This is a genomic window from Streptomyces sp. SID14515 (genome assembly GCF_010548505.1).
Classification (GTDB): Bacteria; Actinomycetota; Actinomycetes; order Streptomycetales; family Streptomycetaceae; genus Streptomyces; species Streptomyces caviscabies.
Genome location: NZ_JAAGMH010000070.1, coordinates 72,609 through 96,246, shown reverse-complemented (window position 1 = coordinate 96,246; position 23,638 = coordinate 72,609). Strand labels below are relative to the sequence as shown.

The window sequence follows — 23,638 nt, the reverse complement described above, 5'->3', positions numbered from 1 at the left end:
GACCCTGCTGCGGCTCGCGCTGCGCCGGGACCGCCTGATGATCCCGGTCTGGGTGCTGGTCCTCGGCGGCTCCTTCGCCTCCGTGGCCTCTTCCCTCGCCTCCCTGTACGACACCGCCGCCCGGCGCGCCGAGCTGGCCGCGTCGATGACCGGCAACAGCTCGCTCCGTTCGCTGTACGGACCGGTGTTCAGCGACAGCCTCGGCGGTCTCGTCGCCTGGCGCATGCTCGGCTTCGGGGCGGTGCTGGCCGCCGTGATGAGCCTGCTCATCGTGGCCCGGCACACCCGCGAGGAGGAGGAGAGCGGCCGTCAGGAGATGCTCTCCTCCGCCGTGGTGGGCCGCTTCGCCCCGCTGTCCGCCGCGCTCCTGGCGGCGGTGCTCGCCAACGCCGCGCTCGCCGTGGTGACAGCCGCCGGGCTGATGGGCGCGGGCGCCGGAGGCCCGGGAGCGATCGCCCTGGCGCTGGGGGTCGCGGGGACCGGTGTGCTGTTCGCCTGCACGGCCGCCGTGGCCGCGCAGCTGACCGAGAACACCCGGCTGGTCAGGGGGCTGACGGCGGCGGGGCTCGGGGCGGCGTTCGTCCTGAAGGCCGCGGGCGACGCGGCCACCGACGACGCGTCCTCCCCGCTGACCTGGCTCTCCCCCATCGGCTGGGCGGAGAATCTGCGCGCCTACGCCTCCGAGCGGTGGTGGGTGCTGCTGCTGTTCACCGCCGCGGTATTGGTCCAGGCCGCTGTCGCGTACGCCCTCACCGCGCGGCGCGATGTGGGGATGAGCTTCCTGCCGAGCCGGCCGGGCCCGCCCACGGGACGGATCTCCACGGCAGCCGGACTGGCCCTGCGGCTGCACCGCCCCACCCTGATCGGCTGGACACTCTCCTTCGCCGTGGTCGGCGTGATCTTCGGCGGACTCGCGGACGGGGCCGCCGAGTTGGTCGGGGACAACGCGAAGGCCCAGGAGATCTTCGAGCGGATGGGCGGGGCCGCCGCCCTCACCGACACGTTCCTGGCGGCGATGGCCGGGCTGCTGGGCATGGTGGCCGCACTGTATGTGGTCGCCTCGGTGCTCCGGCTCCACGGCGAGGAGACGGCGGGCCGGGCCGAGCCGGTTCTCGCGGGCGCGGTGGGCCGGCTCCGCTGGGCGGGCGGCCACCTGGTCGTCGCGTTCGGCGGGGCGGTGCTCCTGCTGGCGGCGGGAGGCCTGGGCCTGGCCCTCGGCCACGGGGACCGCCCGGCCGAGATCATCGGCGCGACCCTGGTCCAACTGCCCGCCGTCTGGCTGCTGGGCGGAATCACGGTCCTGGTGTACGGGGCGGCCCCGAAGCTGGTGGCCGGGGCCTGGGGGCTGACCGGCCTCTGCCTCGCCATCGGCTGGATCGGCCCGGCCCTGGACCTGCCCCGGTCCGCGATGAATCTCTCCCCCTTCAGCCACCTCCCGAAGCTGCCGGGCCACGCCATGTCCTGGCCGCCCGTACTCCTGCTGACCGCGTGCGCCGCCGCCCTCACGACGGCGGGCCTGACAGCGCTACGCCGCCGCGACGTACTGACGTGACCCTCGCCGCATCTCCAGCCCTTCCGGCGTCTTCAGCCCTTCCGGCTTGTCCAGCCCTTCCGGCATGTCCAGCCCTTCCGGCGCTTGAGGAGCGGGGGAGCATGTCAGCCCCCGGCATCTTCAGCCCCTCCGGCGTTTGAGGAGCGGGGGTCCGGGGGCAGCGCCCCCGAAAGCGGAACCGGAACCGCGCCCGCACCCCGCCGCGTCCCCCGCAGCATGGAGACCGAGAACCCGCGCCGCGAAGCCGCCGTAGGCACCGCCGGCTGCCTGACCGCCGCCGTCGGCGCCCTCGCGGGCATCGCGCTGTGGACCCCGTACGGCAAGGACGGTCTCTTCGACGGCTTCGAGGGCGCCACGAACTGGGACGTGGTCCGGTACGGTCTGCCCCTCATGGTCATCGGCGGGATCGCCGCGGCGCTGGCCGTCTTCGCCGCGGTCCGCGGCCACTGGCTGCGGGCGCTCAGTCTGATCGCCGCCGTCGCGGGGCTCGCCGCGATCGGTTACGCCGTCGACGCGCTGGCCGGCCCACCACGGCCGGAGTGCTCCACCCCCTGCTGACCGCCCCCGCTGACCGCCCCGCCTACACCTCCGCCCGCAGCTCCTTCAGCCCCCGGATCACATACCCCGGGTGCCACGCGGGCTCCGCCGTCATCCGCAGCGCGGGCGCCTTCCGCAGCAGCTCCCCGAAGGAGGCGGCCAGCTCCAGCCGGGCCAGCGGGGCGCCCAGGCAGAAGTGGATGCCCGCGCCGAAGGTGATGTGCGAGTTGTCCGTCCGGGACAGGTCCAGCGTGTCCGGGCGCGCGAACCGCTCCGGGTCCCGGTTGGCCGAGCCGAACAGCAGCGCCACCTCCGCGCCCCGCCCGATCACCTGGCCATCGATCTCGATGTCGTCCAGCACCCAGCGCTCGAACATCTGCAACGGGGTGTCGTAGCGCAGGAGTTCCTCGATCGCGGTGGGCAGCAGTCCGGGGTCGGCGCGCAGGGCGGCCAGCTGCTCCGGGTGGTGGAAGAGGGTCCGCCAGCCGTTGACGGTGGTGTTCACCGTCGCCTCGTGGCCCGCGTTCAGCAGGAGCACACAGGTCGAGATCATCTCCTGCTCGGTCAGCCGCTCGCCCTCGTCGTGGGCGGCGATGAGGGCCGAGATCAGGTCCTCGCCGGGGTTCGCGCGCCGCTCGGTGATCAGCCCGCGCAGATACGCGGAGAAGTCGACGGAGGCCCGGACGGCGGCGGTCGCCGTCTCCTCCGAGGGGTTCAGCTCGAACATCCCGCAGATCGCCGCCGACCAGGGCCGCAGCAGGGCCCGGTCCGCCTCCGGGACGCCCAGCATCTCCGCGATCACCGCGACCGGCAGCGGCTCCGCGACATCGGCCAGCAGGTCCCCGCCGCCCTTCGCCACGAACGAGTCGACCAGCTCGGCCGCCAGCCGCCGGACGGTCGGGGCCAGGTTCTCGACCGTACGCGGGGTGAACGCCTTGGAGATCAGCCGCCGGATCCGCGGATGGTCGGGGGCCTCCAGATCGAGGATGCCCTGCCCGTTGAGCGTGGTGAACGGCTCGTGCGCGGCGGGCGGCGGGGTGCGGCCGAACTCCTCGTGGCTGAAGCGGTGCAGATACGTCCGGCCGAGCCGCCGGTCGCGCAACAGGGCCGATACGTCGGAGTGGTGCGGGATCAGCCACTGCCCCGTCGGCTCGAACCAGTGCGCCCGGCCGGCGGCGCGCAGCGCGGTGTAGGCGGGGTAGGGATCGGCGACGAACGCGGGCGACCAGGGGTCGAAGACTGCTGCCGAATTGGTGTGCATGGGTCAGTTGTAGCGCCAGGGAGAAGTCCGGTGGCGTGACAGGTAAGGGCGGGAACGGACGTTCTGGGTCCGAATGAGTGACCTTGATGGGGGTTGCTCGTTGTGCTGGGTGATGGGTTGCACGGCTTTGGGGTGGGGGTGTGGTGGTGGCTGGTGTGCGCGTGTTGGCGGGGCCGTTCGTGGTGTCGGGTCCTTCGGGGGTGGCGGTGCGGGACCGTCTCAAGCACCTCACCCACGAGGACGAGCGGGTGCTGCGGGCGGTCGGTGGGTATCAGGGTGTGCTCGCTTCGCGTGATCTGAAGGTTCGCTGCGGGCAGGGCCTGGAGCATGGCGCTGATACATGGGCTGCGCGTAAGCGGGGGCTGACGAAGGTGTCGTCGTCGCGGATCGCCGGGGCAATCACCAAGGCCAGCCATGATCAGTGGACGCTCGCCCGTCGCTGTCAGGCCGCGCACATCCGGTCGCTGGAAGCAGGGATCCGGACCCTGCGGCACCGACTGTCGCTCCCGGTCGGAGCGAAGGGTACGAAACGTGCGGCGGGCGGCTACCGGTCCAAGGGGGAGTGGTTCCGCAAGTCCCGCCGCCTCAAGGACCTGGAGGCACGGCGCGCTGCTGTGGTGAAGGACTGGCGTGCGGGTCGGGTGCGGGTCGTGCGGGGAGGTAAGCGCCTGCTCAAGACCCGGCACCACCTCTCGGCGGCCGGGCTCACCGAACAGCGGTGGCGTGGGCGGTGGGAGGCGGAACGCTGGTTCCTGGCGGCGGACGGCGAGTCGGGGAAGCGGTTCGGGAACGAGACGATCCGCGTCACCCCCGACGGCCAGGTCAGCATCAAGCTGCCGATCCCACTGGCGCACCTGGCCAACACCTCACACGGTCGCTACACCATCGCCTCGACGGTGGTGTTCGCGCACCGGGGTACGGAATGGGCCGACCGCATCCAAGCGAACCGGGCTGTCGCCTACCGTATCCACTTCGACACCGCCCGGGGCCGCTGGTATCTGACCGCGTCCTGGCAACGCCCCCAAGTGCGGGCCGTCCCGTGGGAGAGTGCCCGGGCCGGGGGTGTGATCGGTGTCGACACCAACGCCGACCACTTCGCCGCCTACCGCCTCGACCAGCACGGCAACCCGGTCGGCGAGCCGCACCGCTTCGCCTACGATCTCTCCGGCACCACCCAGCACCGTGACGCACAAATCCGCCACGCCCTGACCCGGCTCCTGCACTGGGCCAAACAGGCCGGTGTCACCGCGATCGGTATCGAGGACCTCGACTTCAGCTCGGAGAAGACGCGGGAGAAGCACGGTCGCAGGAAGCGTTTCCGGCAGCTGATCTCCGGCATTCCCACCGGGAAACTCAAGGCGCGGCTGGTTTCGATGGCCGCCGAACAAGGTCTGGCGATCATCGCGGTCGATCCGGCCTACACCTCGATATGGGGCGGGCAGCACTGGCAGAAACCGCTGACCACGCCCCGACGCAAGATGTCCCGTCACGATGCCGCCGGTATCGCCATCGGGAGACGCGCCCTCGGACACCCGATCCGGCGTCGGACGGCACCGCCCCCACACGACCGGAGAGATCGTGTGGGGCATCGGACCGTCCAGGCCGCACCAGGTGCACGAGAGCGTGAGGGAACCCGCCCACCCGCAACGGACCACGCCCCCAGAGACGTGCCGCCGAGCGGGACGCGAAAGCGGGAACCCAGCGCACCCAAAACCGTTCGGGATGCGCCCAGAACACATCAGTGGGTCCAGCATCCACTCATGCACACTGGCTAGGGACGGTCGAAGGACACGTGCATACCTCACTTTCTCTGACGCCGGGGCCTACCCCGGCGTGACCAGCCGCGCCTCGTACGCGAACACCGCCGCCTGGGTGCGGTCGCGCAGCCCCAGCTTCACCAGGATGCGGCTGACGTGCGTCTTGATCGTGGACTCGGCGACGATCAGGTGCGAGGCGATCTCCGCGTTGGAGAGGCCCTGCGCGATCAGGACGAGCACCTCCGTCTCGCGTTCGGTGAGATCGCCGATCCGGGCCAGGGCGGGCGGCCGCGGGGTCTCCGCGAGCTTGGAGAACTCGGTGATCAGCCGCCGGGTCACCGTCGGGGCGAGCAGCGCCTCGCCCGAGGCCACCACCCGTACCCCGTCGGCGAGCTGCCGGGCGGAGGCGTCCTTGAGGAGGAAGCCCGAGGCCCCGGCCCGCAGCGCCTGGTAGACGTACTCGTCGAGATCGAAGGTCGTCAGCACCAGGACCTTCGCGTCGGCGTCCCGTGCGACGATCTCGCGGGTCGCCTCGATGCCGTTCATCTCCGGCATGCGGATGTCCATCAGGACGACGTCCGGGCTCAGGGCGGCGACCTGGGCGAGGGCCTGCTGCCCGTCCACCGCCTCGCCCACGACGGTGATCCCCGGCATCGCGTTGAGCAGGACCGAGAAGCCCTCGCGGACCATCATCTGGTCGTCGACGATCAGGACCCGGATGTCGGTTTCGCTCATGCCCGGCCGTCCTGTACGCGTTCGATGACGACCGTCTCACCGTTGCCGTTGCCGTTGCCGTTGCCCGTCGCTTCCCGCGTCCCCGGCTCCGGTTCCGGCTCCTGGGACAGCGGTACGGGCAGGAAGACGGCCACCTCGTACCCGCCGTCCGCCGTCGTCCCGGCGGTCATCTCGCCGTTCAGCATCGCGACCCGCTCCCGCATCCCGGTGATCCCGTGCCCGGCCCCCGGCGAGGGCTTGACCAGGCCGCGCGGGGGTCCGTTGACCACGCGCAGTCCGAGCCCGCCGAGGACATAGCCGAGCTCGACCCTGGCGGAGGCGCCCGGCGCGTGCCGCAGGCTGTTGCTCAGGGCCTCCTGGACGATCCGGTACGCCGACAGCTCGACGCCCTGCGGCAGCTCGCGGACGGCCCCGGTGATCACCTTCTCCGTCTCCAGGCCCGTCTCGCGGACGTTGTCCAGGAGCCCGTCGAGCGCGGCGAGGGTGGGCTGCGGGGCGTCCGGGGCCTCGTAGTCCTCCGCCCGTACGACGCCGAGGACGCGGCGCAGCTCGGTGAGGGCGGCCACCGCGTTCTCCCGGATGGTGACGAAGGCCTGCTCCAGCTCCGGCGGCGGGTTCTCGACCCGGTAGGGGGCGGCCTCGGCCTGGATCGCGACGACCGACATGTGGTGGGCCACCACGTCGTGCAGCTCCCGGGCGATGGTGGTGCGCTCCTCCAGCAGCGTGCGCCGGTCGCGCTCGACGGCGGTGACGGTGCGCTGCACGGTGACCTCGTGCTCGGCGTCGCGCCGGATCTGGACCACGGCGACGACGAGCAGCGCGAAGGCGGAGAGCGTGGCCAGCGGTGCGGTGATGGACGGGTCGCCGCCCTCCAGCAGCACCCCGAACAGCAGGGTCAGCAGCCACATCCAGGCGGCGGTGCGGGGCCGGGTCCGGGCGGCCACGACGACCAGCACCACCAGCTGCGCCGCGAAGGCGCTCGGCCCCCACAGCCCCTCGCTGCCCAGGATCGCGCAGAAGACGGCCGCCAGCATCGACGCCCAGAACGCGGCGACCGGCCTGATGAGGGTCATCGCCACCGCGATGGCGGGGACCAGACCCATCAGGAGGCGGAACCGCCACTCGGCGAAGCCGGCCATCATCACGAGGAAGGCGGCGAACAGCACCAGGGCGTGCGGGGTCCAGACGACGGCCTTGCGCAGCCCCTCGGGCAGCCGCCGGATCAGCCGTCCGTCGGGGTTCAGCGGCGGCAGGGGCCGGTAGGCGAACACCTGGCGGAAGAGGTCCTCCCGCAGGCCGTCTATCGCCCCTGCGGCTGCCCGGTACTCCGGGCCACGGTTCTTTGTCTGGGTCTCGGTCACGCTTCCACGGTAGGCGGCGGCGGACGGCGGGTCGTCAGCATCTCTACGGATTCCGGGGCGTCCCCCTCAAGGACTACCCGCCTCCGCCGTACCGCGTCAGGCACCGGAAAGACCCTGGTCAGCGGTCCTTTCAGGCCTGCGCGCGGAAGTGCTCCGCGTGCTCCTGGGCCCACTGCGCGAAGGTCCGCGCCGGCCGCCCGGTGACCTTCTCCACGGTGTCGAGCACGGTGCGGCCCTCCGGCGGCGTGTCCCGGTAGACGTCGATCAGGAACGCGATCACGTCCTCCGGCATGCCCTGGCCCCGCCAGCTCTCCAGCGCCTGCTCCTCGGTGAGCTCGACCAGCCCGACGTCCGCGCCCCGGGCCGCGCCGATGGCCGCCGCCTTGTCGCGGACGGTGAGCACCTGCGGGCCGGTGACCAGGTACTCCTGGCCGCCGTGGCCGTTCTCCGTGAGGGCCGCGGCCGCCACCGCCCCGATGTCCGACTCGTGGACCATCGCGCTCAGCCGGTCGACGAAGGGCTCGCGCACCACGCCCTCGCTCCTGATGCCGGGCGCCCACTCCAGGGCGTTCGCCATGAACTCGACCGGCATCACGACGGCCCAGTCGAACCCGCTCGCGCGCACCGCGCTCTCCATCGGGGTGGCCCCGCCGCCGTGCAGCACGCTCACCCGGCGCACACCCGCCTTCCGGGCCAGCCCGAGGATCTCCTCACCGGTCTCCAGCGGGGCGAAGAGGCCGCCGCCGAAGGTGATGAGGTGCAGCCCGGTCACTCCGTCCAGCGCGGGCTCCAGCGACGCCGGATCCGTGAGGTCGCCGCGTACGACGTCGACGCCGGCCGGAAACTCCGCGCGCGCCGGGTCGCGGGTCAGCGCCCGGACGTGCTCGCCGCGCTCCAGCAGCTGCTCGACCACACGGCGGCCGACCGTTCCCGTGGCTCCGGTCACCAGGATCGTCATGAGGTTCTCCATCGTCGGTTCCGACTCCGCCCGAGCGGAGGTGGCGCCCCACCGGCACAGGACCAACGTAGAGACCCTTGCGGACACCTACGGTCCGCAAGCGCGAGGCCTCGGGAACGAGTTCACCAGGCGAGCTGGGTGATCTCCTCGGCCACCACGGCGCAGGCGTCGGCGGCCGGGTCGATCAGCGGGAAGTGCCCGACGCCGCCGAGCAGGGTCAGCCCGACCGTCTCGCCGGACCTGGCCGCCGCGTCGACGTACGCCTCGGCGACGGCCTGGGGTACGACGATGTCGTCGACGCCCTGGACGATCGCGGTGGCGATCCCGGTCGGCAGCAGCACGCCCGGGTCGGCGTGCGCCGACCGCTCCTCGAAGTCGGCTTCGTCGCCCAGGAGTTGGGCGACCGCTCCGCCGCACACCCCGAGCTCGACCGCCGTGGCGAAGTCCGCGATCGGGGCCAGCGCGACGACCCCGCGCAGCGGCGGCGGGGCGGGCAGCCGCCACGGCGACCCCTCGGGCAGCACGTGCCGCGCCGCCGCCCACAGGGCGAGGTGTCCGCCCGCCGAGTGCCCGGCGACCACGATCCGCCGCACATCGGCGCCCGGCAGCTCGCGGACGGCCAGCACGGGCATCGCGTCCAGGGCCGCGGCCACGTCGTCGAAGGTCTCCGGCCAGCGTCCGGCGACGGGATCGGCGCCGCCCGGGCGGGCGCCGTCCTCGCCGCCGCGCTGCTGCGGGATGTCGTCGCCGCCGCGCCGGTACTCCACGTTCGCCACGGCGAAGCCCCGGCGGGCCAGGAAGTCCGCGAGCGGGGAGGCGTGGGCCCGGTCGTACGGGGCCCGCCAGGCGCCGCCGTGCAGGAGGACGACGAGCGGGGCGCCGGTGCGGCCGTCGCGCGGGGCGTAGAAGTCGACGACCTGGTCGGGGTGGTCACCGTAGGCGGCGGTCCGGTCGGGGGCGACCTCCGGATGCGCGAACGCCGACTCCATCTCGGCGACGTCCCGATCACGCGCGGCAGAATCCGACATGCTGCTCAACCGTCCTATGCCTGTGTCCTGTGCCCAACTGGGTTGACCTGCGGGGACGGTACCAGGACTCGGCACCGCCCCCGCCCGGTCGAACACACGGTGACGGACCGTCAGCCGACGGTGTCCCCGACCACGTTCTCGGCCGCGTCTCCAGCCGCGTCCCCGGCCCGGTCCCCGGCGGGCACCTCGGCCAGCACCTCGGCGAGGATCCGCGCCGCCCGCTCCGCGTCGGCGAACCCCACGTACAGCGGGGTGAAGCCGAACCGCAGCACGTCCGGCCGCCGCAGATCGCCGACGACGCCCCGCTCGATCAGCCGGCGCATCACGGGCTCCGCCTCGTCGCAGCGCAGGGCGACCTGGCTGCCGCGTGCGGCGTGCGCGGCCGGGGTCACCGAGGCGACCCGGCCCGCCGGTACGTACGCCTCGACGCACTCCAGGAAGAAGTCCGTCAGGGCCAGCGACTTGGCCCGTACGGCGTCCACGGACACCCCGTCCCACACGTCCAGCGCCGCTTCCAGCGTCAGCATGGAGACGATGTCGGGCGTGCCGACCCGGCCCCGTACGGAACCGTCCGCCGGGGCGTAGTCGGCGGTCATGCCGAACGGGTCGGCGTGCGAGTTCCAGCCCGGCAGCGGCGAGTCGAAGGCGACCTGGTGGCGCTCGGCGACGTACAGGTACGCGGGCGAACCGGGGCCGCCGTTCAGGTACTTGTAGGTGCAGCCGACGGCCAGGTCCACCCCGTGCTCGTCCAGCCCGACGGGCAGCGCGCCCGCACTGTGGCAGAGGTCCCACACCGCGATCGCGCCCGCCGCGTGGACGGCGGCGGTCAGACCGGGCAGATCGTGCAGTCGGCCGGAGCGGTAGTCGACGTGGTTGAGCAGCACGGCGGCCGTACGCGGGCCGAGCGCGCCGGCCGCGTCGGCGGGCGCGACGGGCACGATCCGGTGACCGGTCAGCCGGGCGGCGGCGGAGGCGATGTACCCGTCCGTGGGAAAGGTCGTCGCGTCAACCAGGATCTCGTCGCGTCCCTCCCCCGCGAGCCGGGCGGCCGCGACGACCGCCTTGAAGACGTTCACGCTGGTCGAGTCGCCGACGACGATCTGCCCTGCGGCGGCCCCGACGAGCGGGGCGATCCGGTCGCCGATCCGCTCCGGCGCGGTCCACCAGCCGCTCTCGTCCCAGGACCGGATGCGCAGCTCGCCCCACTGGCGGGTGAGGACGTCCTGCACCCGGGCGGGCACATGGACGGGCAGCGCGCCGAGGCTGTTGCCGTCGAGGTAGACGCCCTCGTCGAGCGCGAAGAGCGCGCGGCGGTCGGCCAGCGGGTCGGCGGCGTCGAGCTTCAGCGCCCGTTCGCGAAGCAGGTCACGGGAGGTCTCAGACATGGCTGCGCGCCGTCCACAGCTCGGGGAACACGTTCTTCGTGGCGCGCTTCTCCAGCCAGGCCACCCCGGCGGAGCCGCCGGTGCCGGTCTTGGAGCCCATCGCGCGCCGGGTGGCGACGAGGTGGTCGTTGCGCCATCGCCAGACGAGTTCGCCGACGTCGGTGAGCAGCTCGCCGAGGCGCACCAGCTCGTCGTTCTGGTCGTCGGAGGCGTAGATCTCCGCCCACACCGCCTCGACCTCGGGCGACGGCTCGTACCGCTTGGTCAGGTCCCGCCCGGTGACGGACTCCGGAACGGCGTATCCGCGCCGGGCCAGCAGGGCGAGGGTCTCGTCGTACAGGCTGGGCTCGCCCAGCGCCTTCTCCAGCTCGGCGTACACCCGGGGCGCGCCCCGGTGCGGCACCAGCATGGAGGCGGACTTGTCGCCGAGCAGGAACTCCATCCGCCGGTACATCGCCGACTGGAACCCGGAGCCCTCGCCGAGGGAGCCCCGGTAGGAGTTGAACTGGGCGGGGGTGAGTCCGGCCAGCGGCCGCCAGGACTCGTTGAGCGCCTCCAGCTCGCGCAGCGAACGCTTCAGGGCGTCGCGCGCGACGGGTATGCGGTCCTCGCGCAGGGCGCGGGTGGCGGTCTCCCACTCATGGACGATGACCGTGAACCACAGCTCCATGACCTGGGTGGTGACCAGGAAGACCATCTCGCCGGGATCGTCCGAGCGCAGGTGCTGGAGGTGGGTCAGGACATCCGCCTGGACATAGTCCTCGTACGGAGTCGTTCCCGCGAAGTCCAGGTGCGGGGTGTCCGCACCGGTGGCTTCGGGGTCGGGGTGATTCGTCGACATTTCTGTCTCCTCGACACGAGCTTCCGGGTAGCGGTCCGCCCCTTCCGTGAGGTGATGGAGCTCCGGTCCCCTGCTCGCATACTAAGCGCCTCCCCGCTCGTGGCGCTTGGGCGGGGAGGCGCTCGGGAAGTCAGCTGAGGATGTCGGCGGCGGTGGGCGAGGAGTCCCGCAGGAACGTCGAGCAGCGCTCGTACTCCTCGGTCTCCCCGATCGACCCGGCGGCCCGCGCCAGGGCGTGCAGGGCGCGCAGGAAGCCGCGGTTCGGCTCGTGCTCGAACGGGACCGGGCCGTGGCCCTTCCAGCCGGCCCGGCGCAGGGAGTCGAGGCCGCGGTGGTAGCCGGTACGGGCGTACGCGTACGACTCGACGACCCGGCCGCCCTCGAACGCCTCGTCGGCGAGCTGCGCCCAGGCGAGCGAGGAAGTGGGGTACTTCGCGGCGACGTCGGCGGGCGGGGTTCCGGCGGCGAGCAGCTCGCGCGGCTCGGGGTCGTCGGGGAGGTGGGTCGGGGCGGGGCCGCCGAGCAGGTTCTCGTGGATGGACATGGCTCAAGTGTGCCTCCCGCGAGGCCCCGGCGGCACCGGGGCCCGGGCCGGTGGCACAGCGCGTTCACACGGGCTTCGGGGTCCCGCCCTCCCGCCGGTGCTCCGGCTCCAGCGGCGGGGCGACGACCCCGCAGTGCACCGCGCACTCGGGCCGCTCGCTCCGGGCGGCGGCGGCCGGGGCCCGCACCGTCCACCAGGCGATGACCGCGCCCGCCACCAGCAGCCCGGCGCACATCGGCATCGCCCGCCGGAAGGTCGCGGCGAACTCGCCCGCGTCCCGGTACGCCTCCGGACCCATCCCGGCGAGCAGCGGCAGGGCGGCCACCGCGATGAGCCCGGCGGCCCGCGCGGCGGCGTTGTTGATGCCGCTGGCAAGACCGGCCCGCCCGGCGTCCACGGCCGCCAGGACGGTCGCGGTGAGCGGCGCGACGACCACGACGAGCCCGGCGCCGAGCACCAGGACGGCGGGCAGCACCTCGGTCACGTACCCGCCGACGGAGGCACTGTCCGCACCCACCCGCAGCATCAGGAGCATCCCGGCGGCGGCCAGCAGCGGCCCCACCGTGAGCGGGATACGCGGTCCGATCCGCCGCCCCAGCTCCCCCGACCAGGCCGAGAACAACAGCATCAGCACGGTGGTGGGCAGCAGCGCGGTACCGGCCCCCAGCGCGGAGTACCCGGCGACCACCTGGAGCTGGATCGCGGAGAGGAAGAAGAAGCCGCCGAGGGCCGCGTAGACGCAGAAGGTCACCAGGTTGACCGAGGTGAACAGCCGGGAGCGGAAGATCGACGGCGGCAGCATGGGGTCCGCCCGCCGCCGCTCCACCGCCACGAACGCGGCCCCCAGGGCCACCCCGCCGACCGCCGCCCCGATCACCACCGGCGACGCGCCCCGCCCCGGGGCCTCGATCAGCGCGTACGTCACCCCGGCCAGCGCCAGCGCCCCGAGCGCGGCCCCGAGCACGTCGAACCGGCCGTGCGCCGCCGGATCCCGCGACTCCGGTACGTGCCGGAAGGCTACGGGTACGCAGATGGCGGCGAGCGGCAGGTTCAGCAGGAACACCCACCGCCACCCGGGCCCGTCGACGAGCCAGCCGCCCACGAAGGGCCCCACGGCCGCCCCGACCCCGCCGAACCCGGACCAGAGCCCCACCGCCCGCGCCCGGTCGTCCGGATGGAAACTGGCCTGGATGAGCGCGAGGGACCCGGGCGTGAGGAGCGCGCCACCGACCCCTTGCAGGGCCCGCGCGGCGATGAGAACCCCCGCGTTCGGCGCGATCCCGCAGAGCAACGAGGCGGCCGCGAACCACACCACCCCCACGACGAACACCCGCCGCCGCCCGTACCGGTCCCCGAGCGCCCCGCCCAGGAGGATCAGCCCGGCGAGCGTGAGCATGTAGGCGTTGACGGTCCACTGGAGAGCGGCCATGTCGGTGCCGAGATCCTCACCGATACGGGGCAGGGCCACGTTGATGACCGTGGAGTCCAGCATCGCCATGCCGGACCCGAGCACCGTGGTCAGCACGACCCAACGCCCGGCGGAAGAGGCGACCCGAATCTCACCGGGCGCGGGGGCAGCAGCCATACGAGCAGCATCCCGGCACCGCCCACGTGCTGCCACCGGGACAACCCCGGACTCCGGTCCGTCGGGGGCCTGGGCAGACCCCGCCCCCAGGCCCCCGGCCTCCTGCCCGTCAGGCCCGGGGCAGACGCACCACGGCCGTCCCGCCCTCCAGGTCGACCAGGGTCCGGTGCGGCGGCGCCCCGTCCTCCTCGTCGTCCCGCAGCAGCAAGGCCGACCGCCGCTCCTTGAGCTCGCTCTGCTTGCCCGGTGAGAAGGTCGCGTGCAACTGCTCGAACCCGGTCGCCGATATCTGCCCCTGCCGCGCGCTGTTCCGCCAGGGCAGCAGACCGGCCCGCCCGGCCCGCAGCATCAGCTGATCGACGAAGGCCAGGGCGGTGAGCAGGATGACCAGTCCGGGCAGAGTCATGAAGACAAGGAAAGGCATGCCCTCAGTGTGCCCATGCCTCCCCGACCCTTCCAGCCCTTCCCGTGAGGGGCCCCACCGATCGAGGAGGCCGGCATCTCAAGCCCCTCCGCCGCTTCAGGAGCGGCGGCTGTGCTGGACGAGGGCCCGTTCTTCAAGCCCCTCCGGCGATTGAGGAGCGGGGGCCCGGGGGCAGCGCCCCCGAAACCACCCGCCTACCGCACGGCCCCCACAGCCCGCACCAACGCCTCGACCCCCCGGACAACCTTCCCCCGAGGACACCCCACGTTCAGCCGAACAAACCCCGGCGCCCCATAAACCGCACCCCCCATGATCGCCACCCCCTCCCGCTCCACCAGCACCCGCTGCAACGCCTCGTCGTCCACACCCACCGCCCGCAGGTCGATCCACGCCAGGTACCCGGCCTGCGGCGGCACCCACCCCAGCTCAGGAAGATCCGCCCCCAGCCGCTCCGCGACATACGCCAGGTTCCCCGCCACATACGCCCGCACCGCGTCCAGCCACGCCGTCCCCTCCCGGTACGCCGCGATGTGCGCGGTCAGCGACAGCACGGCCGGCGAGGCCAGCCCCTCCGCCGTCTCCATCCGCCGCAGGAACTCCGCCCGGTCGCCCGGATCGCCGATCAGCCCGTACGACCCGGTCAGCGCCGGAAAGTTGAACGCCTTGGACCCGGAGGTGATCAGCGCCCAGCGCCCGCCTCCCGCCACCCGCGTCCACGGCACATGGACCCGCCCCGCCTGCTCCTCGTGCACGAAATCCGCGTGGATCTCGTCGCTGATCACCGCGACCCCGTACCGCTCGGCCAGCGAGGCCGTCCGCGCCAGCTCCTCGGCCGTCCACACGTACCCGGTCGGGTTGTGGGGCGAGCACAGCACCAGGACCTTCGCATCGGCCCGCGCCAGCTCACGCTCCAGCGCCTCCCAGTCCCCCACCGGCACCCCCCGCAGCTCGCGCCCGAGCCCGGTGATCGCCTTGCGGAAGCCGTCGTAGGTGGGCGTGTGGACGACGACGCCGTCCCCCTCCTCCGTCCACATCTGGAGCAGCTGGGAGAGCTGGCTGAGCACGGACGGGCCGTAGACCAGCTGCCCGGTGTCGATCGTGGTGCCGTACCGGGTGGCGTACCAGTGGGCGACCGCCGAGCGGAAGTCGTCGTGCTGCCAGCTGGTGTAGCCGAACACTCCGTGCTCCAGCCGGGCCCGGAGCGCGGCCAGGACCTCGGGGGCGGTGGCGAAGTCCATGTCGGAGATGGTGAACGGCAGCAGCCCGTCCACCCCGAACCGGTCCGCGACCCCGTCCCACTGGACGCACCAGGTGCCCCGGCGGTCGACGACGGCGTCGAAATCGTAGGTCGCGCCCACAGCAGGTCCTCTTCTCTCCCTGCACGGCAACGGGCCCGGCCCCCTGAAGGAGGACCGGGCCCGCGACCGTACGTCCGTACTCGTCGTGCTTACTTCAACGTCGTGCTTACTTCAGCTTCGTACCGGTGGAGCGCAGGTTCGCGCACGCCTCGGTGACGCGCGCGGCCATGCCGGCCTCGGCGGCCTTGCCCCAGGTGCGGGGGTCGTAGGTCTTCTTGTTGCCGACCTCGCCGTCGACCTTCAGGACACCGTCGTAGTTGCGGAACATGTGGTCCACGACCGGGCGGGTGAAGGCGTACTGGGTGTCGGTGTCGAGGTTCATCTTCACGACGCCGTTCTCCAGCGCGGTGGCGATCTCCTCGGCGGTGGAGCCCGAGCCGCCGTGGAAGACGAAGTCGAACGGCTGGCTGCCGGCCGGCTTGCCGTACTTCTCCGAGACGCCCGCCTGCAGGTCCTTCAGCAGCTCGGGACGGAGCACGACGTTGCCCGGCTTGTAGACGCCGTGGACGTTGCCGAAGGAGGCGGCCAGCAGGTAGCGGCCCTTCTCGCCCAGGCCGAGCGCCTCGGCGGTGCGCAGCGCGTCGTCGACGGTGGTGTACAGCTCGTCGTTGATCTCGTGCGTGACGCCGTCCTCCTCACCGCCGGTCGGGGTGATCTCGACCTCAAGGATGATCTTGGCGGCGGCGGCCTTGGCCAGCAGCTCCTGACCGATGGCCAGGTTGTCGGCGAGGGTCTCGGCCGAACCGTCCCACATGTGGGACTGGAACAGCGGGTTGAGGCCCTTGGCGACGCGCTCGGCGGAGACGTCGAGCAGCGGACGTACGTAACCGTCCAGCTTGTCCTTGGGGCAGTGGTCGGTGTGCAGCGCGATGGTGACGTCGTACTTCGCGGCGACGATGTGCGCGAACTCGGCCAGGGCGACCGCACCCGTGACCATGTCCTTGTTGTGCTGGCCGCCCAGGAACTCCGCACCACCGGTGGAGATCTGGACGATGCCGTCGCTCTCGGCCTCCGCGAAACCGCGCAGGGCGGCGTGCAGAGTCTGGGACGAGGTCACGTTGATGGCCGGGTAGGCGAACTTGCCCGCCTTTGCCCGGTCGAGCATCTCGGCGTAAGCCTCGGGGGTTGCGATGGGCATCTGACCGCTCCTTGGGATGTGCGGGTGTGCAGGCTGTGAGTCCCTGACCTGGGGGCGACGTCATCGTCGCCCCCATCTTCCCAGACTCCTCATCCGGCTCCACTCGGCGGACCCTGTTTCACGTGAAACCGTCCGCCCCGGGCTCAGCCGAGGTCGAGGTCGGCCACCGAGTAGACGTGGACGTACGGCAGCCCGGCCTCGGCGATCGCCGGGGCGGCCCCGCGCTCGACGATCACGGCGACGGCGACGACCTCGCCGCCCGCCTCGCGCACCGCCTCGACGGCGGTCAGCGGCGAACCGCCCGTGGTCGAGGTGTCCTCGACGACCAGGCAGCGGCGGCCCTTCACATCGGTGCCCTCGATCCGGCGCTGCATCCCGTGCGCCTTCTGCGCCTTGCGGACGACGAACGCGTCCAGGCTCGTACCGCGGGCGGCGGAGGCGTGCAGCATCGAGGTGGCGACCGGGTCGGCGCCCAGCGTCAGCCCGCCGACGCAGTCGTAGTCCAGCTCGGCGGTGGCGTCGAGCATGACCTGGCCGACCAGCGGCGCGGCCTTGCCGTCCAGCGTGATGCGGCGCAGGTCGATGTACCAGTCGGCTTCCAGACCCGAGGAGAGGGTCACCTTGCCGTGCACCACGGCCTTGTCCTTGATCTGCTGGAGCAGGTCAGCGCGTACGTCAGTCATGTCCACGAGGGTAAGCGGTACGGGCAGGGCCTACGGCCGGGCCTCTCCACGGAGCGGCGTCCAGCTCCAGGTCGTCGCGATCTCCAGCGGGTCGATCGGGGTCACCAGCCGGGGCGCGGTGTTCAGCCCGTTGGGCGGCCCGGACTGCGTCTCCACACAGACGGCCTCGGCCTGCTCGTCGTAGATCACCACCCACTCGCTCCGGCTCTTCACCGTCAGCTCCAGCCGCTCCGGCCAGGTGAGCTTCACGTCCACGCCGTCGGGCATGCCGAAGCAGTCGTCCCACGGGCCGGGCAGCGGGTCGATGCGGCGACCGGTGGGCAGATGGTCCGCGCCGCGCTCCTCCTGCCAGGCGGCGTCGAAGGACAGCTCGGCGTTCCGGCCGTCGTGGGTGCGCAGGAACCACGGGTGCCAGCCGGCCTGGGCCGGGAAGGAGTCGCCGTACGTCTCGACGGCGAGGCCGAGCGTCAGCGTGTCCTCGGTCAGCTCGAAGGTCTGCGTGACCCGGCCCGGGTACGGCCAGGGCTCGGCGAGGTCGTAGTAGAAGGCCGCCCGGCCCTCGGCCACGTCGGCAGCCGTGTGGGCGGTGTGCCAGGAGGTGTCCCGGCCGGTGCCGTGGATGGCGTGCGGCGGTGAGTTCAGCGGCAGCCGGTGGAGCTCGTCGCCGTTGCGGAACTCCCCGTTCGCGGTACGCCCGCACCACGGCACTATCGGGAAGCAGCCATATCGATCGCCCTGGCGGAGCAGTTCGGCGCCCCCGATCCGCAGGCTGCTGATCCGGCAGCCGTTCACGGGGTCGACGGTCAACTCGGCTTCGCCGACGGTCAGCCTGACGTTCTCTTCGCTCCTGCTCACGCGACGACCCTACTGGCCCACCACCGCCTCCGGCTGCCGCTCCCTCCGGCTGTTCCTACCTCCGGCGCCGCAGGGCCCGGCCCAGCACGACGGCGGAGGCGAGCGCGAGGGCGGCGGCCGGGGCGACCCACCGCAGGGTGGTGCTCGCGCCGCCCGCTTCCGGCGAGGGCACGGGGGCGTAGCGGCCGCGCGGGGGCGCGTGGTCGACCTCCTCGGCACTGCGCCCGATCATGGTGCGGCGGGCGTGCGCGGCCTCGGCGGGCGGTTCGTCCGGAACGGTGAACTCCACCCCGGCGACGGGGTCGAGCGAGGGCGGCGGAACCGGCGAGTCGAACACGGACCCGGCCTCGGAGTCATCGCCGCCCGCCCCGCCTTCGGCCTCGTCCTCGGCCTCAAGAGCAAGCTCCTCGGCATCGGCATCGGCATCAGGCGAAGGCGCACTGTCCGTACCGTCCGCACCGCCCTCGCGGACCTCGTCGCCCTCAAGCCCTTCCGCGACCACCGCACGGTCCTCGGCGCCGGGCTCCGCGTCTTCGTCCTCGGACTCGTCCTCGCCGCGCTCCGCCAGTGACTCCGTCACCAACTGCTGGGTGAAGCGGTCCAGGAGCCGGTGGGCGGCCGCGAGCGCCGCGCCCTCCTCCAGCTCGACCAGCCGCCCGTCGCCGCCCGCCGTACCGCTGTACGCGAGCGTCGTCCCACCGTCCGACGCCGTGAGGCCGATGGTCAGGGCCAGCTCGACCGCACCGGCACCGCGGGCCTCCACGCCCTTCCCGGTCACCGAGAAGCGCTGCCCGTCCGGACCTCCGCCGCCCTCCGGACCGGTGAGCCGCAGCTCGCCCCGGTAGGTGATGGTGTGGCCGCCGACCCGGAGCTTCAGCCGGCCCGCCAGGGGCGACGCCGACGCGTCGGCGTCCTGCTGGAGGCCGGGGACGCAGCGGGCGACGCGGGCGGGATCGCCCAGCGTGCGCAGCAGGGTCGGGACGGGAACCGGAACGAACACCTCATGCTCCATGGAAACCGAGCCTAATCGGCCACGGCCCCGGACGTCAGCGCTTCGGCCGCCGAAACCCGAGGACCGCCGGTCTCACGCGTCCTCCCGGTACCGCGGGTGGATCAGCGTGGACGGGGCGAGACCCGACAGCCGGGCGTCGTCCGCGGCCCGCGCCCCCTCGCGCAGCTCCCGGCCCCCCAGCGACCGCGGTACGGGCCCTCCGGCGGCCAGCGAGGGCCGCGGCACCGGGCCGGGTCCGGCGAGGAGGAAGCCCCAGTCCTCCCGCTCCCGTGCGTCGCCGCCGCCCCGGTCCGGGCTCGCGGCGAGGCCCGCGTACCGGCCGGTGACGCGGTACGGGCGGGTCGCGAGGCCGCCCGCGCGCACCGAGGCCTCCACCGTCCAGAAGGTCTGCGGCCGGGAGCCCAGCGGCCCGGCGTGCACCACGAGCCGCCCGTCCGGGGCCAGGGCCTCGGCGACCAGCCCGTAGAACTCGGCGGAATACAGCTTCGTACTGGCGGTGATGCCCGGGTCCGGGAGGTCCGAGACCACCACGTCGTAGCGTCCCCGGTCGGCCCGGAGCCAGGGGAACGCGTCCGCGCCGACCACCGTGAGCCGCGGGTCGCGGAAGGCGTGGCCGTTCAGCTCGGAGAGGGCGGGGTCGGTGCGGGCCAGTCGGGTGACGGCCGGGTCCAGCTCGACGACGGTGACCTCGCGGACGTCCGGGTAGCGCAGCACCTCGCGGGCGGCGAGCCCGTCGCCGCCGCCCAGGATGAGCACGCGGCCGCGGGGCCCGTTCATCGCGGGGTGCACCAGCGCCTCGTGGTAGCGGTACTCGTCGCGGGCGCTGACCCGCAGCCGGCCGTCCAGATAGAGGCCGAGGGAATCGCGGTCGGCGCCGGTCAGGACGACCTCCTGCACCCCGGTCTGCACGGCGACCCGTACCTGGTCCCCGTACACCGCCCGGCGCGCCGCCCGCTCGAAGTCGTCGACCAGCACCGTGGCGGTGGCCAGGATCGCGATCACCGAGAGGTTGACCAGGATCAGGAGCCACCGGGAACGGGAGCTGAGGTCGCGCCGGAACACCCACAGGACCAGCGCACCGCCGGCCGCCGCGTTGATCGCGCCGGTGAACAGCGCACCGGTCAACTGCCCGAGCATCGGCAGCAGCAGAAAGGGGAACGCGAGCCCGCCGACCAGCGCGCCCACGTAGTCGGCGGCGAAGAGATCGGCGACGGCCCCGCCCGCGTCCTGCCGGTCGACGCGCTGGATCAGCGTCATCAGCAGCGGGATCTCCGCGCCGATCAGCACCCCGATCGCCAGCGAGAACCCGACCAGGGCGTACTGCGACTCGCCGAGCCAGGCGAAGGAGGCGTAGAGCACCAGCGCCGAGGAGCCGCCGATCAGCGCGAGAGCCGCCTCGACCATGCCGAAACCGACGGCGGCATGGCAGCACAAACGTTTCGCGAGAAGCGAGCCGATGCCCATCGCGAACACCATCACGGAGAGCACGACGGAGGCCTGGGTGACCGAGTCGCCGATCAGATAGGAGGCGAGCGCGACCAGTTCGAGCTCGTAGACGAGACCGCAGGCGGCACAGACGAAGACCGCGGCCAGCACGAGGAACCGGCCGGTCCTCGGCCGTACGGGAAGCCGCGCCGCGCCCCCTCGCAGCGACATCTGCTGGTCGATCATGACGCGAACGCTACGTCACGACACCATCGCACCTTGTCACCCACACGGGTGTAAGTACCCCTGCCAACTAGGCCGCGGGTGCGGGAATCCGCACACCCACCCGGGTCCGGGTCACCACCAACTGCCCCTCCTGCGGGTACGCGTGCCAGGTACGCCACCGCACCTGGCCCTCGGTGCGCTGGGCGAGCATCGCGGTGAAGGCGTACGGGCTGCCGGGGAAGGTGCCCGCCAGCCCGTGCGGGTGGTCGCTCACCAGGGCGAGCAGTTCCTGCGCCCGCCCGGCGAACTGCCCCTGGGTCAGGGTCTCGACGCGCGCGGCGAATTCGTACTCCCAGTCCCCGAGCCGCTTCGCGACGCCGAGGGGCAGAGGGGTGCTGCTGCCGGGCATGCACGCCACGGTCTCGGAGCAGACGCCGCGGTCCTCCCGGAGGAGGACCTGGTGGGAGGCGCCGAGCAGCCTCAACTGGAGTTCGGCGCCGTCGAGCCGGAGATCGAGGACCGCCAGGGCGGGCAGCGGCTCCCGCCCCAGCGTCCAGGCCAGGTCGGCGGCGCGGGTATCGGAATAGGCCGTCTGGAGGGTGGTGAGCATGGGTGGGCTCCGCAAACACACATGGACGCGCAGGGACAGCAGGACGCCCCGGGTGACTGCGCGTGGGAGGTGGGGAGCGCCCGATCCGGCCCAACTGGGGTCCGAGGGCTGAATGTTCTCTTCGACGAGGGAATCACGAAGTACGCCGCACTCACAGCGTTTTCGACCAACTTGCCGTGGTTTCCATCCCCTCGGGGGCCCACGGGTTCACTTGTTCAACCGAAAACGTCCGCGTCGCTCAACGAAAAGGCGTCCGGAGGGAGTTCACCCTCCGGACGCCCGGTGCCGGGGTCACTGTGGGTGACCCCCGACGGCTGGGTCAATCACCGCCTCCCCCGCCACAACCGCCGCCGCCTCCCCCGCACGAATGCCCCCCGGAGCGCCGGCTCCCGCCGGAGCTTCGGCTCCCCCCGGAGGGTCGGCTCCCCCCGGAGGGCCGGCTCCCGCCGGAAGGCCGCGTGCCTCCACCGCCGGAAGCAGACGTGCCTCCCCCGTCGGCATCCCGGCCGCTATCGCGCACCATCCCCCACACGAGCCACACAGCGCCCACCACCGGCGCCCCCAGCAGCAGCACCGTCAAGACGATCTCCATTGCCGTCCACCCGCCTTTCTCTCCCCCGAAGCGAGGTCCCCCGTCGCTTCCCCGTTGTCGCGACCGCCCGTCGGCCCGCGGCCCCGTCAGCTGCCGCCGGCGGGGCGGCCCCGTCAGCTACCGCCGCCCCCGCAACCCCCGCCGCCACCGCCGCACGACGAGCCGCCGCCGCAGGAGTGGCCGCCCGAGTGCCCGCCGGAATGCCCGCCGGAGTGACCGGAGCCGCCGCCGCAGGACGAGCCCGAGTCGGTGCCGCCCGCCCACCAGCCGGCCCCGGCGCCACCGGCCGAGTAGCCGCTCGCGGAACGCCGACGTCCGGACCGCGACGACGAGCCGCTCCCGCCGCCGGTCTTCCGCAGGACGGCCACCAGCCCTCCGACGACGGCCGCGGCGATCACTATCGCGATGAAGACGCCCATGGCCCCCACCCGCCTTTCCTTCCCCCGAAGCGAGGTCCCCCGTCGCTTCCCCGTTGTTGTGTGACAGGGGGATGCCCTCCTCGTCCGGGCGCCAAAGCGGACTTGAGCAACTCCAGAGCTTCGGCACAGGATGGCGCCCATGACACAGGGACGAGCGACCCCGGGAAACCCGGCGCAGGAACGACCGCTGCTCAACCGCCGCCTCGCCGCGTTCGGCACGACGATCTTCGCCGAGATGTCCGCACTGGCCGTGCGGACCGGCTCCATCAACCTCGGCCAGGGCTTCCCCGACACGGACGGCCCCGAGGAGATCCGGGAGGCGGCGGTACGGGCGCTGCGCGCCGGCCACGGCAACCAGTACCCGCCGGGCCCCGGCGTCCCGGAGCTGCGCAACGCCGTCGCCGCCCACCAGGAGCGCTTCTACGGCCTCACCTGGTCCCCGGAGACCGAGGTCCTGGTGACCACCGGGGCCACCGAGGCGATCGCCGCCTCGCTGCTCGCCCTCCTCGAACCGGGCGACGAGGTCATCGCGTTCGAGCCGTACTACGACTCGTACGCCGCCTGCGTCGCGATGGCGGGCGCGCAGCGCGTACCGCTCACCCTGCGCGCCCCGGACTTCCGCCCGGACCTCGACGAACTGCGCACCCTGATCACCCCGCGCACCCGCCTGCTGCTCCTGAACACCCCGCACAACCCGACCGGCACGGTCCTCACCCCCGACGAACTGGCCGGAATCGCGGCCCTCGCGGTGGAGCACGATCTGCTGGTGGTCACCGACGAGGTGTACGAGCACCTGGTCTTCACGGGGGCGCACCACCCGATCGCCGCGCTCCCCGGGATGCGCGAGCGCACGGTCTCCATCTCCTCGTCGGGCAAGACGTTCTCGTACACCGGGTGGAAGATCGGCTGGGTCACCGGGGACGCGCCCCTGGTGGCGGCCGTGCGCGCGGCGAAGCAGTATCTGACCTTCGTCAGCGGCGGCCCGTTCCAGTACGCGATCGCCGAGGCGCTCGCCCTGCCCGACGCCTTCTTCACCGACTTCCGCGAGGGCATGCGCCGCAAGCGCGACCTGCTGGCGAAGGGCCTGCGCGCCGCGGGCTTCCGGGTGTACGAGCCGGAGGGGACGTACTTCATCACCACCGACATCGCCCCGTTCGGCGACGAGGACGCCTACGCCTTCTGCCGCGCGCTGCCGGAGCGCTGCGGGGTGGCGGCGGTGCCGAACTCGGTCTTCTACGACGACCCGGAGGCGGGGCGCGGCCAGGTCCGGTTCACGTTCTGCAAGAAGGACGAGGTGCTGGAGGAGGCGGTGGAGCGGCTGGGGCGGCTGGGGTGAAGTACGGCGACGGCCCG

The 23,638-nt window shown here is 72.8% G+C and carries 22 protein-coding genes; 4 read left to right on the top strand and 18 right to left on the bottom strand.

Annotated elements, in window-relative coordinates; all coding sequences use genetic code 11:
• Positions 1-37: 37 nt before the first annotated feature.
• Both G3I54_RS13900 and G3I54_RS13895 read left to right on the top strand, forming a co-directional pair.
• Positions 38-1,552, top strand: a complete 1,515-nt coding sequence (locus tag G3I54_RS13900; protein ID WP_203686223.1) for an ABC transporter permease — start codon at positions 38-40, stop codon at positions 1,550-1,552.
• A gap of 216 nt (positions 1,553-1,768) precedes the next feature.
• Entirely contained in the window at positions 1,769-2,110 is a 342-nt protein-coding gene (locus G3I54_RS13895) for a hypothetical protein (RefSeq protein ID WP_164614528.1), read from the top strand.
• A 22-nt stretch (positions 2,111-2,132) separates the two neighbouring features.
• On the opposite strand, the gene G3I54_RS13890 is transcribed toward G3I54_RS13895, so the two are convergent.
• The gene (locus G3I54_RS13890) at positions 2,133-3,350 is read right to left on the bottom strand and encodes a cytochrome P450 (RefSeq protein ID WP_164614526.1); all 1,218 of its coding nucleotides are present in this window, start codon (positions 3,348-3,350) and stop codon (positions 2,133-2,135) included.
• Between the two features lie 146 nt (positions 3,351-3,496).
• Between G3I54_RS13890 and G3I54_RS13885 the strand changes: the two genes are divergently transcribed.
• On the top strand, positions 3,497-5,125 hold the full coding sequence (locus tag G3I54_RS13885; RefSeq protein ID WP_343240332.1) for an IS200/IS605 family accessory protein TnpB-related protein: 1,629 nt from the start codon (positions 3,497-3,499) through the stop codon (positions 5,123-5,125).
• Between the two features lie 48 nt (positions 5,126-5,173).
• On the opposite strand, the gene G3I54_RS13880 is transcribed toward G3I54_RS13885, so the two are convergent.
• From G3I54_RS13880 to G3I54_RS13800, 17 genes are all read right to left on the bottom strand, one after another.
• Positions 5,174-5,842 carry a response regulator transcription factor gene (locus G3I54_RS13880; protein ID WP_164614522.1) on the bottom strand — a complete coding sequence of 223 codons (669 nt, stop codon included), beginning with the start codon at positions 5,840-5,842 and terminating at the stop codon, positions 5,174-5,176.
• Positions 5,839-7,203 carry a histidine kinase gene (locus G3I54_RS13875; RefSeq protein WP_164614520.1) on the bottom strand — a complete coding sequence of 455 codons (1,365 nt, stop codon included), beginning with the start codon at positions 7,201-7,203 and terminating at the stop codon, positions 5,839-5,841. The genes G3I54_RS13880 and G3I54_RS13875 overlap by 4 nt, the downstream gene beginning before the upstream one ends.
• A gap of 130 nt (positions 7,204-7,333) precedes the next feature.
• On the bottom strand, positions 7,334-8,161 hold the full coding sequence (locus G3I54_RS13870; protein ID WP_164614518.1) for an NAD(P)H-binding protein: 828 nt from the start codon (positions 8,159-8,161) through the stop codon (positions 7,334-7,336).
• 122 nt (positions 8,162-8,283) lie between these two features.
• A complete protein-coding gene (locus tag G3I54_RS13865; RefSeq protein WP_164614516.1) occupies positions 8,284-9,189 on the bottom strand; it encodes an alpha/beta hydrolase in 906 nt (301 codons plus the stop codon).
• Positions 9,190-9,299: 110 nt separating this feature from the next.
• Entirely contained in the window at positions 9,300-10,574 is a 1,275-nt protein-coding gene (gene kynU / locus G3I54_RS13860; RefSeq protein WP_164614514.1) for a kynureninase, read from the bottom strand.
• Positions 10,567-11,415, bottom strand: a complete 849-nt coding sequence (locus tag G3I54_RS13855; RefSeq protein ID WP_164614512.1) for a tryptophan 2,3-dioxygenase family protein — start codon at positions 11,413-11,415, stop codon at positions 10,567-10,569. The genes kynU and G3I54_RS13855 overlap by 8 nt, the downstream gene beginning before the upstream one ends.
• 130 nt (positions 11,416-11,545) lie before the next feature.
• Positions 11,546-11,959 carry a DUF3151 domain-containing protein gene (locus tag G3I54_RS13850; RefSeq protein ID WP_164614510.1) on the bottom strand — a complete coding sequence of 138 codons (414 nt, stop codon included), beginning with the start codon at positions 11,957-11,959 and terminating at the stop codon, positions 11,546-11,548.
• A 64-nt stretch (positions 11,960-12,023) separates the two neighbouring features.
• Positions 12,024-13,544, bottom strand: a complete 1,521-nt coding sequence (locus G3I54_RS13845) for a DHA2 family efflux MFS transporter permease subunit (RefSeq protein ID WP_164614508.1) — start codon at positions 13,542-13,544, stop codon at positions 12,024-12,026.
• 109 nt (positions 13,545-13,653) lie between these two features.
• On the bottom strand, positions 13,654-13,968 hold the full coding sequence (locus G3I54_RS13840; RefSeq protein WP_164614506.1) for a DUF6191 domain-containing protein: 315 nt from the start codon (positions 13,966-13,968) through the stop codon (positions 13,654-13,656).
• Positions 13,969-14,162: 194 nt separating this feature from the next.
• Positions 14,163-15,326, bottom strand: coding sequence for a MalY/PatB family protein (locus tag G3I54_RS13835; RefSeq protein WP_164614504.1), 1,164 nt, complete (start codon positions 15,324-15,326; stop codon positions 14,163-14,165).
• A gap of 106 nt (positions 15,327-15,432) precedes the next feature.
• A complete protein-coding gene (fbaA, locus tag G3I54_RS13830; protein WP_164614502.1) occupies positions 15,433-16,464 on the bottom strand; it encodes a class II fructose-bisphosphate aldolase in 1,032 nt (343 codons plus the stop codon).
• Between the two features lie 143 nt (positions 16,465-16,607).
• Positions 16,608-17,147 (bottom strand): orotate phosphoribosyltransferase, encoded by a 540-nt coding sequence (pyrE, locus tag G3I54_RS13825; RefSeq protein WP_030082052.1) that lies wholly within the window; start codon positions 17,145-17,147, stop codon positions 16,608-16,610.
• A 30-nt stretch (positions 17,148-17,177) separates the two neighbouring features.
• On the bottom strand, positions 17,178-18,002 hold the full coding sequence (locus tag G3I54_RS13820) for an aldose 1-epimerase (RefSeq protein WP_164614500.1): 825 nt from the start codon (positions 18,000-18,002) through the stop codon (positions 17,178-17,180).
• Between the two features lie 55 nt (positions 18,003-18,057).
• On the bottom strand, positions 18,058-19,014 hold the full coding sequence (locus G3I54_RS13815; protein WP_164614498.1) for an SRPBCC domain-containing protein: 957 nt from the start codon (positions 19,012-19,014) through the stop codon (positions 18,058-18,060).
• A gap of 72 nt (positions 19,015-19,086) precedes the next feature.
• On the bottom strand, positions 19,087-20,685 hold the full coding sequence (locus tag G3I54_RS13810) for a polyamine aminopropyltransferase (RefSeq protein WP_164614496.1): 1,599 nt from the start codon (positions 20,683-20,685) through the stop codon (positions 19,087-19,089).
• Between the two features lie 67 nt (positions 20,686-20,752).
• Entirely contained in the window at positions 20,753-21,274 is a 522-nt protein-coding gene (locus G3I54_RS13805; RefSeq protein WP_164614494.1) for a DUF2617 family protein, read from the bottom strand.
• A 705-nt stretch (positions 21,275-21,979) separates the two neighbouring features.
• A complete protein-coding gene (locus G3I54_RS13800) occupies positions 21,980-22,285 on the bottom strand; it encodes a hypothetical protein (RefSeq protein WP_164614492.1) in 306 nt (101 codons plus the stop codon).
• 139 nt (positions 22,286-22,424) lie between these two features.
• Between G3I54_RS13800 and G3I54_RS13795 the strand changes: the two genes are divergently transcribed.
• Complete coding sequence (locus G3I54_RS13795; RefSeq protein ID WP_164614490.1) at positions 22,425-23,621, top strand: pyridoxal phosphate-dependent aminotransferase; 1,197 nt, start codon at positions 22,425-22,427, stop codon at positions 23,619-23,621.
• Positions 23,622-23,638 lie beyond the last annotated feature (17 nt).

Coding starts and splice junctions, on each gene's coding strand:
- G3I54_RS13840 (WP_164614506.1), bottom strand. CDS start 13,968: ATGCCTTTCCTTGTCTTCATGACTCTGCCCGGACTGGTCATCCTGCTC.
- G3I54_RS13805 (WP_164614494.1), bottom strand. CDS start 21,274: ATGCTCACCACCCTCCAGACGGCCTATTCCGATACCCGCGCCGCCGAC.
- G3I54_RS13900 (WP_203686223.1), top strand. CDS start 38: ATGATCCCGGTCTGGGTGCTGGTCCTCGGCGGCTCCTTCGCCTCCGTG.
- G3I54_RS13855 (WP_164614512.1), bottom strand. CDS start 11,415: ATGTCGACGAATCACCCCGACCCCGAAGCCACCGGTGCGGACACCCCG.
- G3I54_RS13870 (WP_164614518.1), bottom strand. CDS start 8,161: ATGACGATCCTGGTGACCGGAGCCACGGGAACGGTCGGCCGCCGTGTG.
- G3I54_RS13795 (WP_164614490.1), top strand. CDS start 22,425: ATGACACAGGGACGAGCGACCCCGGGAAACCCGGCGCAGGAACGACCG.
- G3I54_RS13845 (WP_164614508.1), bottom strand. CDS start 13,544: ATGGCTGCTGCCCCCGCGCCCGGTGAGATTCGGGTCGCCTCTTCCGCC.
- G3I54_RS13895 (WP_164614528.1), top strand. CDS start 1,769: ATGGAGACCGAGAACCCGCGCCGCGAAGCCGCCGTAGGCACCGCCGGC.
- G3I54_RS13800 (WP_164614492.1), bottom strand. CDS start 22,285: ATGGGCGTCTTCATCGCGATAGTGATCGCCGCGGCCGTCGTCGGAGGG.
- G3I54_RS13850 (WP_164614510.1), bottom strand. CDS start 11,959: ATGTCCATCCACGAGAACCTGCTCGGCGGCCCCGCCCCGACCCACCTC.
- kynU (WP_164614514.1), bottom strand. CDS start 10,574: ATGTCTGAGACCTCCCGTGACCTGCTTCGCGAACGGGCGCTGAAGCTC.
- G3I54_RS13815 (WP_164614498.1), bottom strand. CDS start 19,014: ATGGAGCATGAGGTGTTCGTTCCGGTTCCCGTCCCGACCCTGCTGCGC.
- fbaA (WP_164614502.1), bottom strand. CDS start 16,464: ATGCCCATCGCAACCCCCGAGGCTTACGCCGAGATGCTCGACCGGGCA.
- G3I54_RS13890 (WP_164614526.1), bottom strand. CDS start 3,350: ATGCACACCAATTCGGCAGCAGTCTTCGACCCCTGGTCGCCCGCGTTC.
- pyrE (WP_030082052.1), bottom strand. CDS start 17,147: ATGACTGACGTACGCGCTGACCTGCTCCAGCAGATCAAGGACAAGGCC.
- G3I54_RS13810 (WP_164614496.1), bottom strand. CDS start 20,685: ATGATCGACCAGCAGATGTCGCTGCGAGGGGGCGCGGCGCGGCTTCCC.
- G3I54_RS13880 (WP_164614522.1), bottom strand. CDS start 5,842: ATGAGCGAAACCGACATCCGGGTCCTGATCGTCGACGACCAGATGATG.
- G3I54_RS13865 (WP_164614516.1), bottom strand. CDS start 9,189: ATGTCGGATTCTGCCGCGCGTGATCGGGACGTCGCCGAGATGGAGTCG.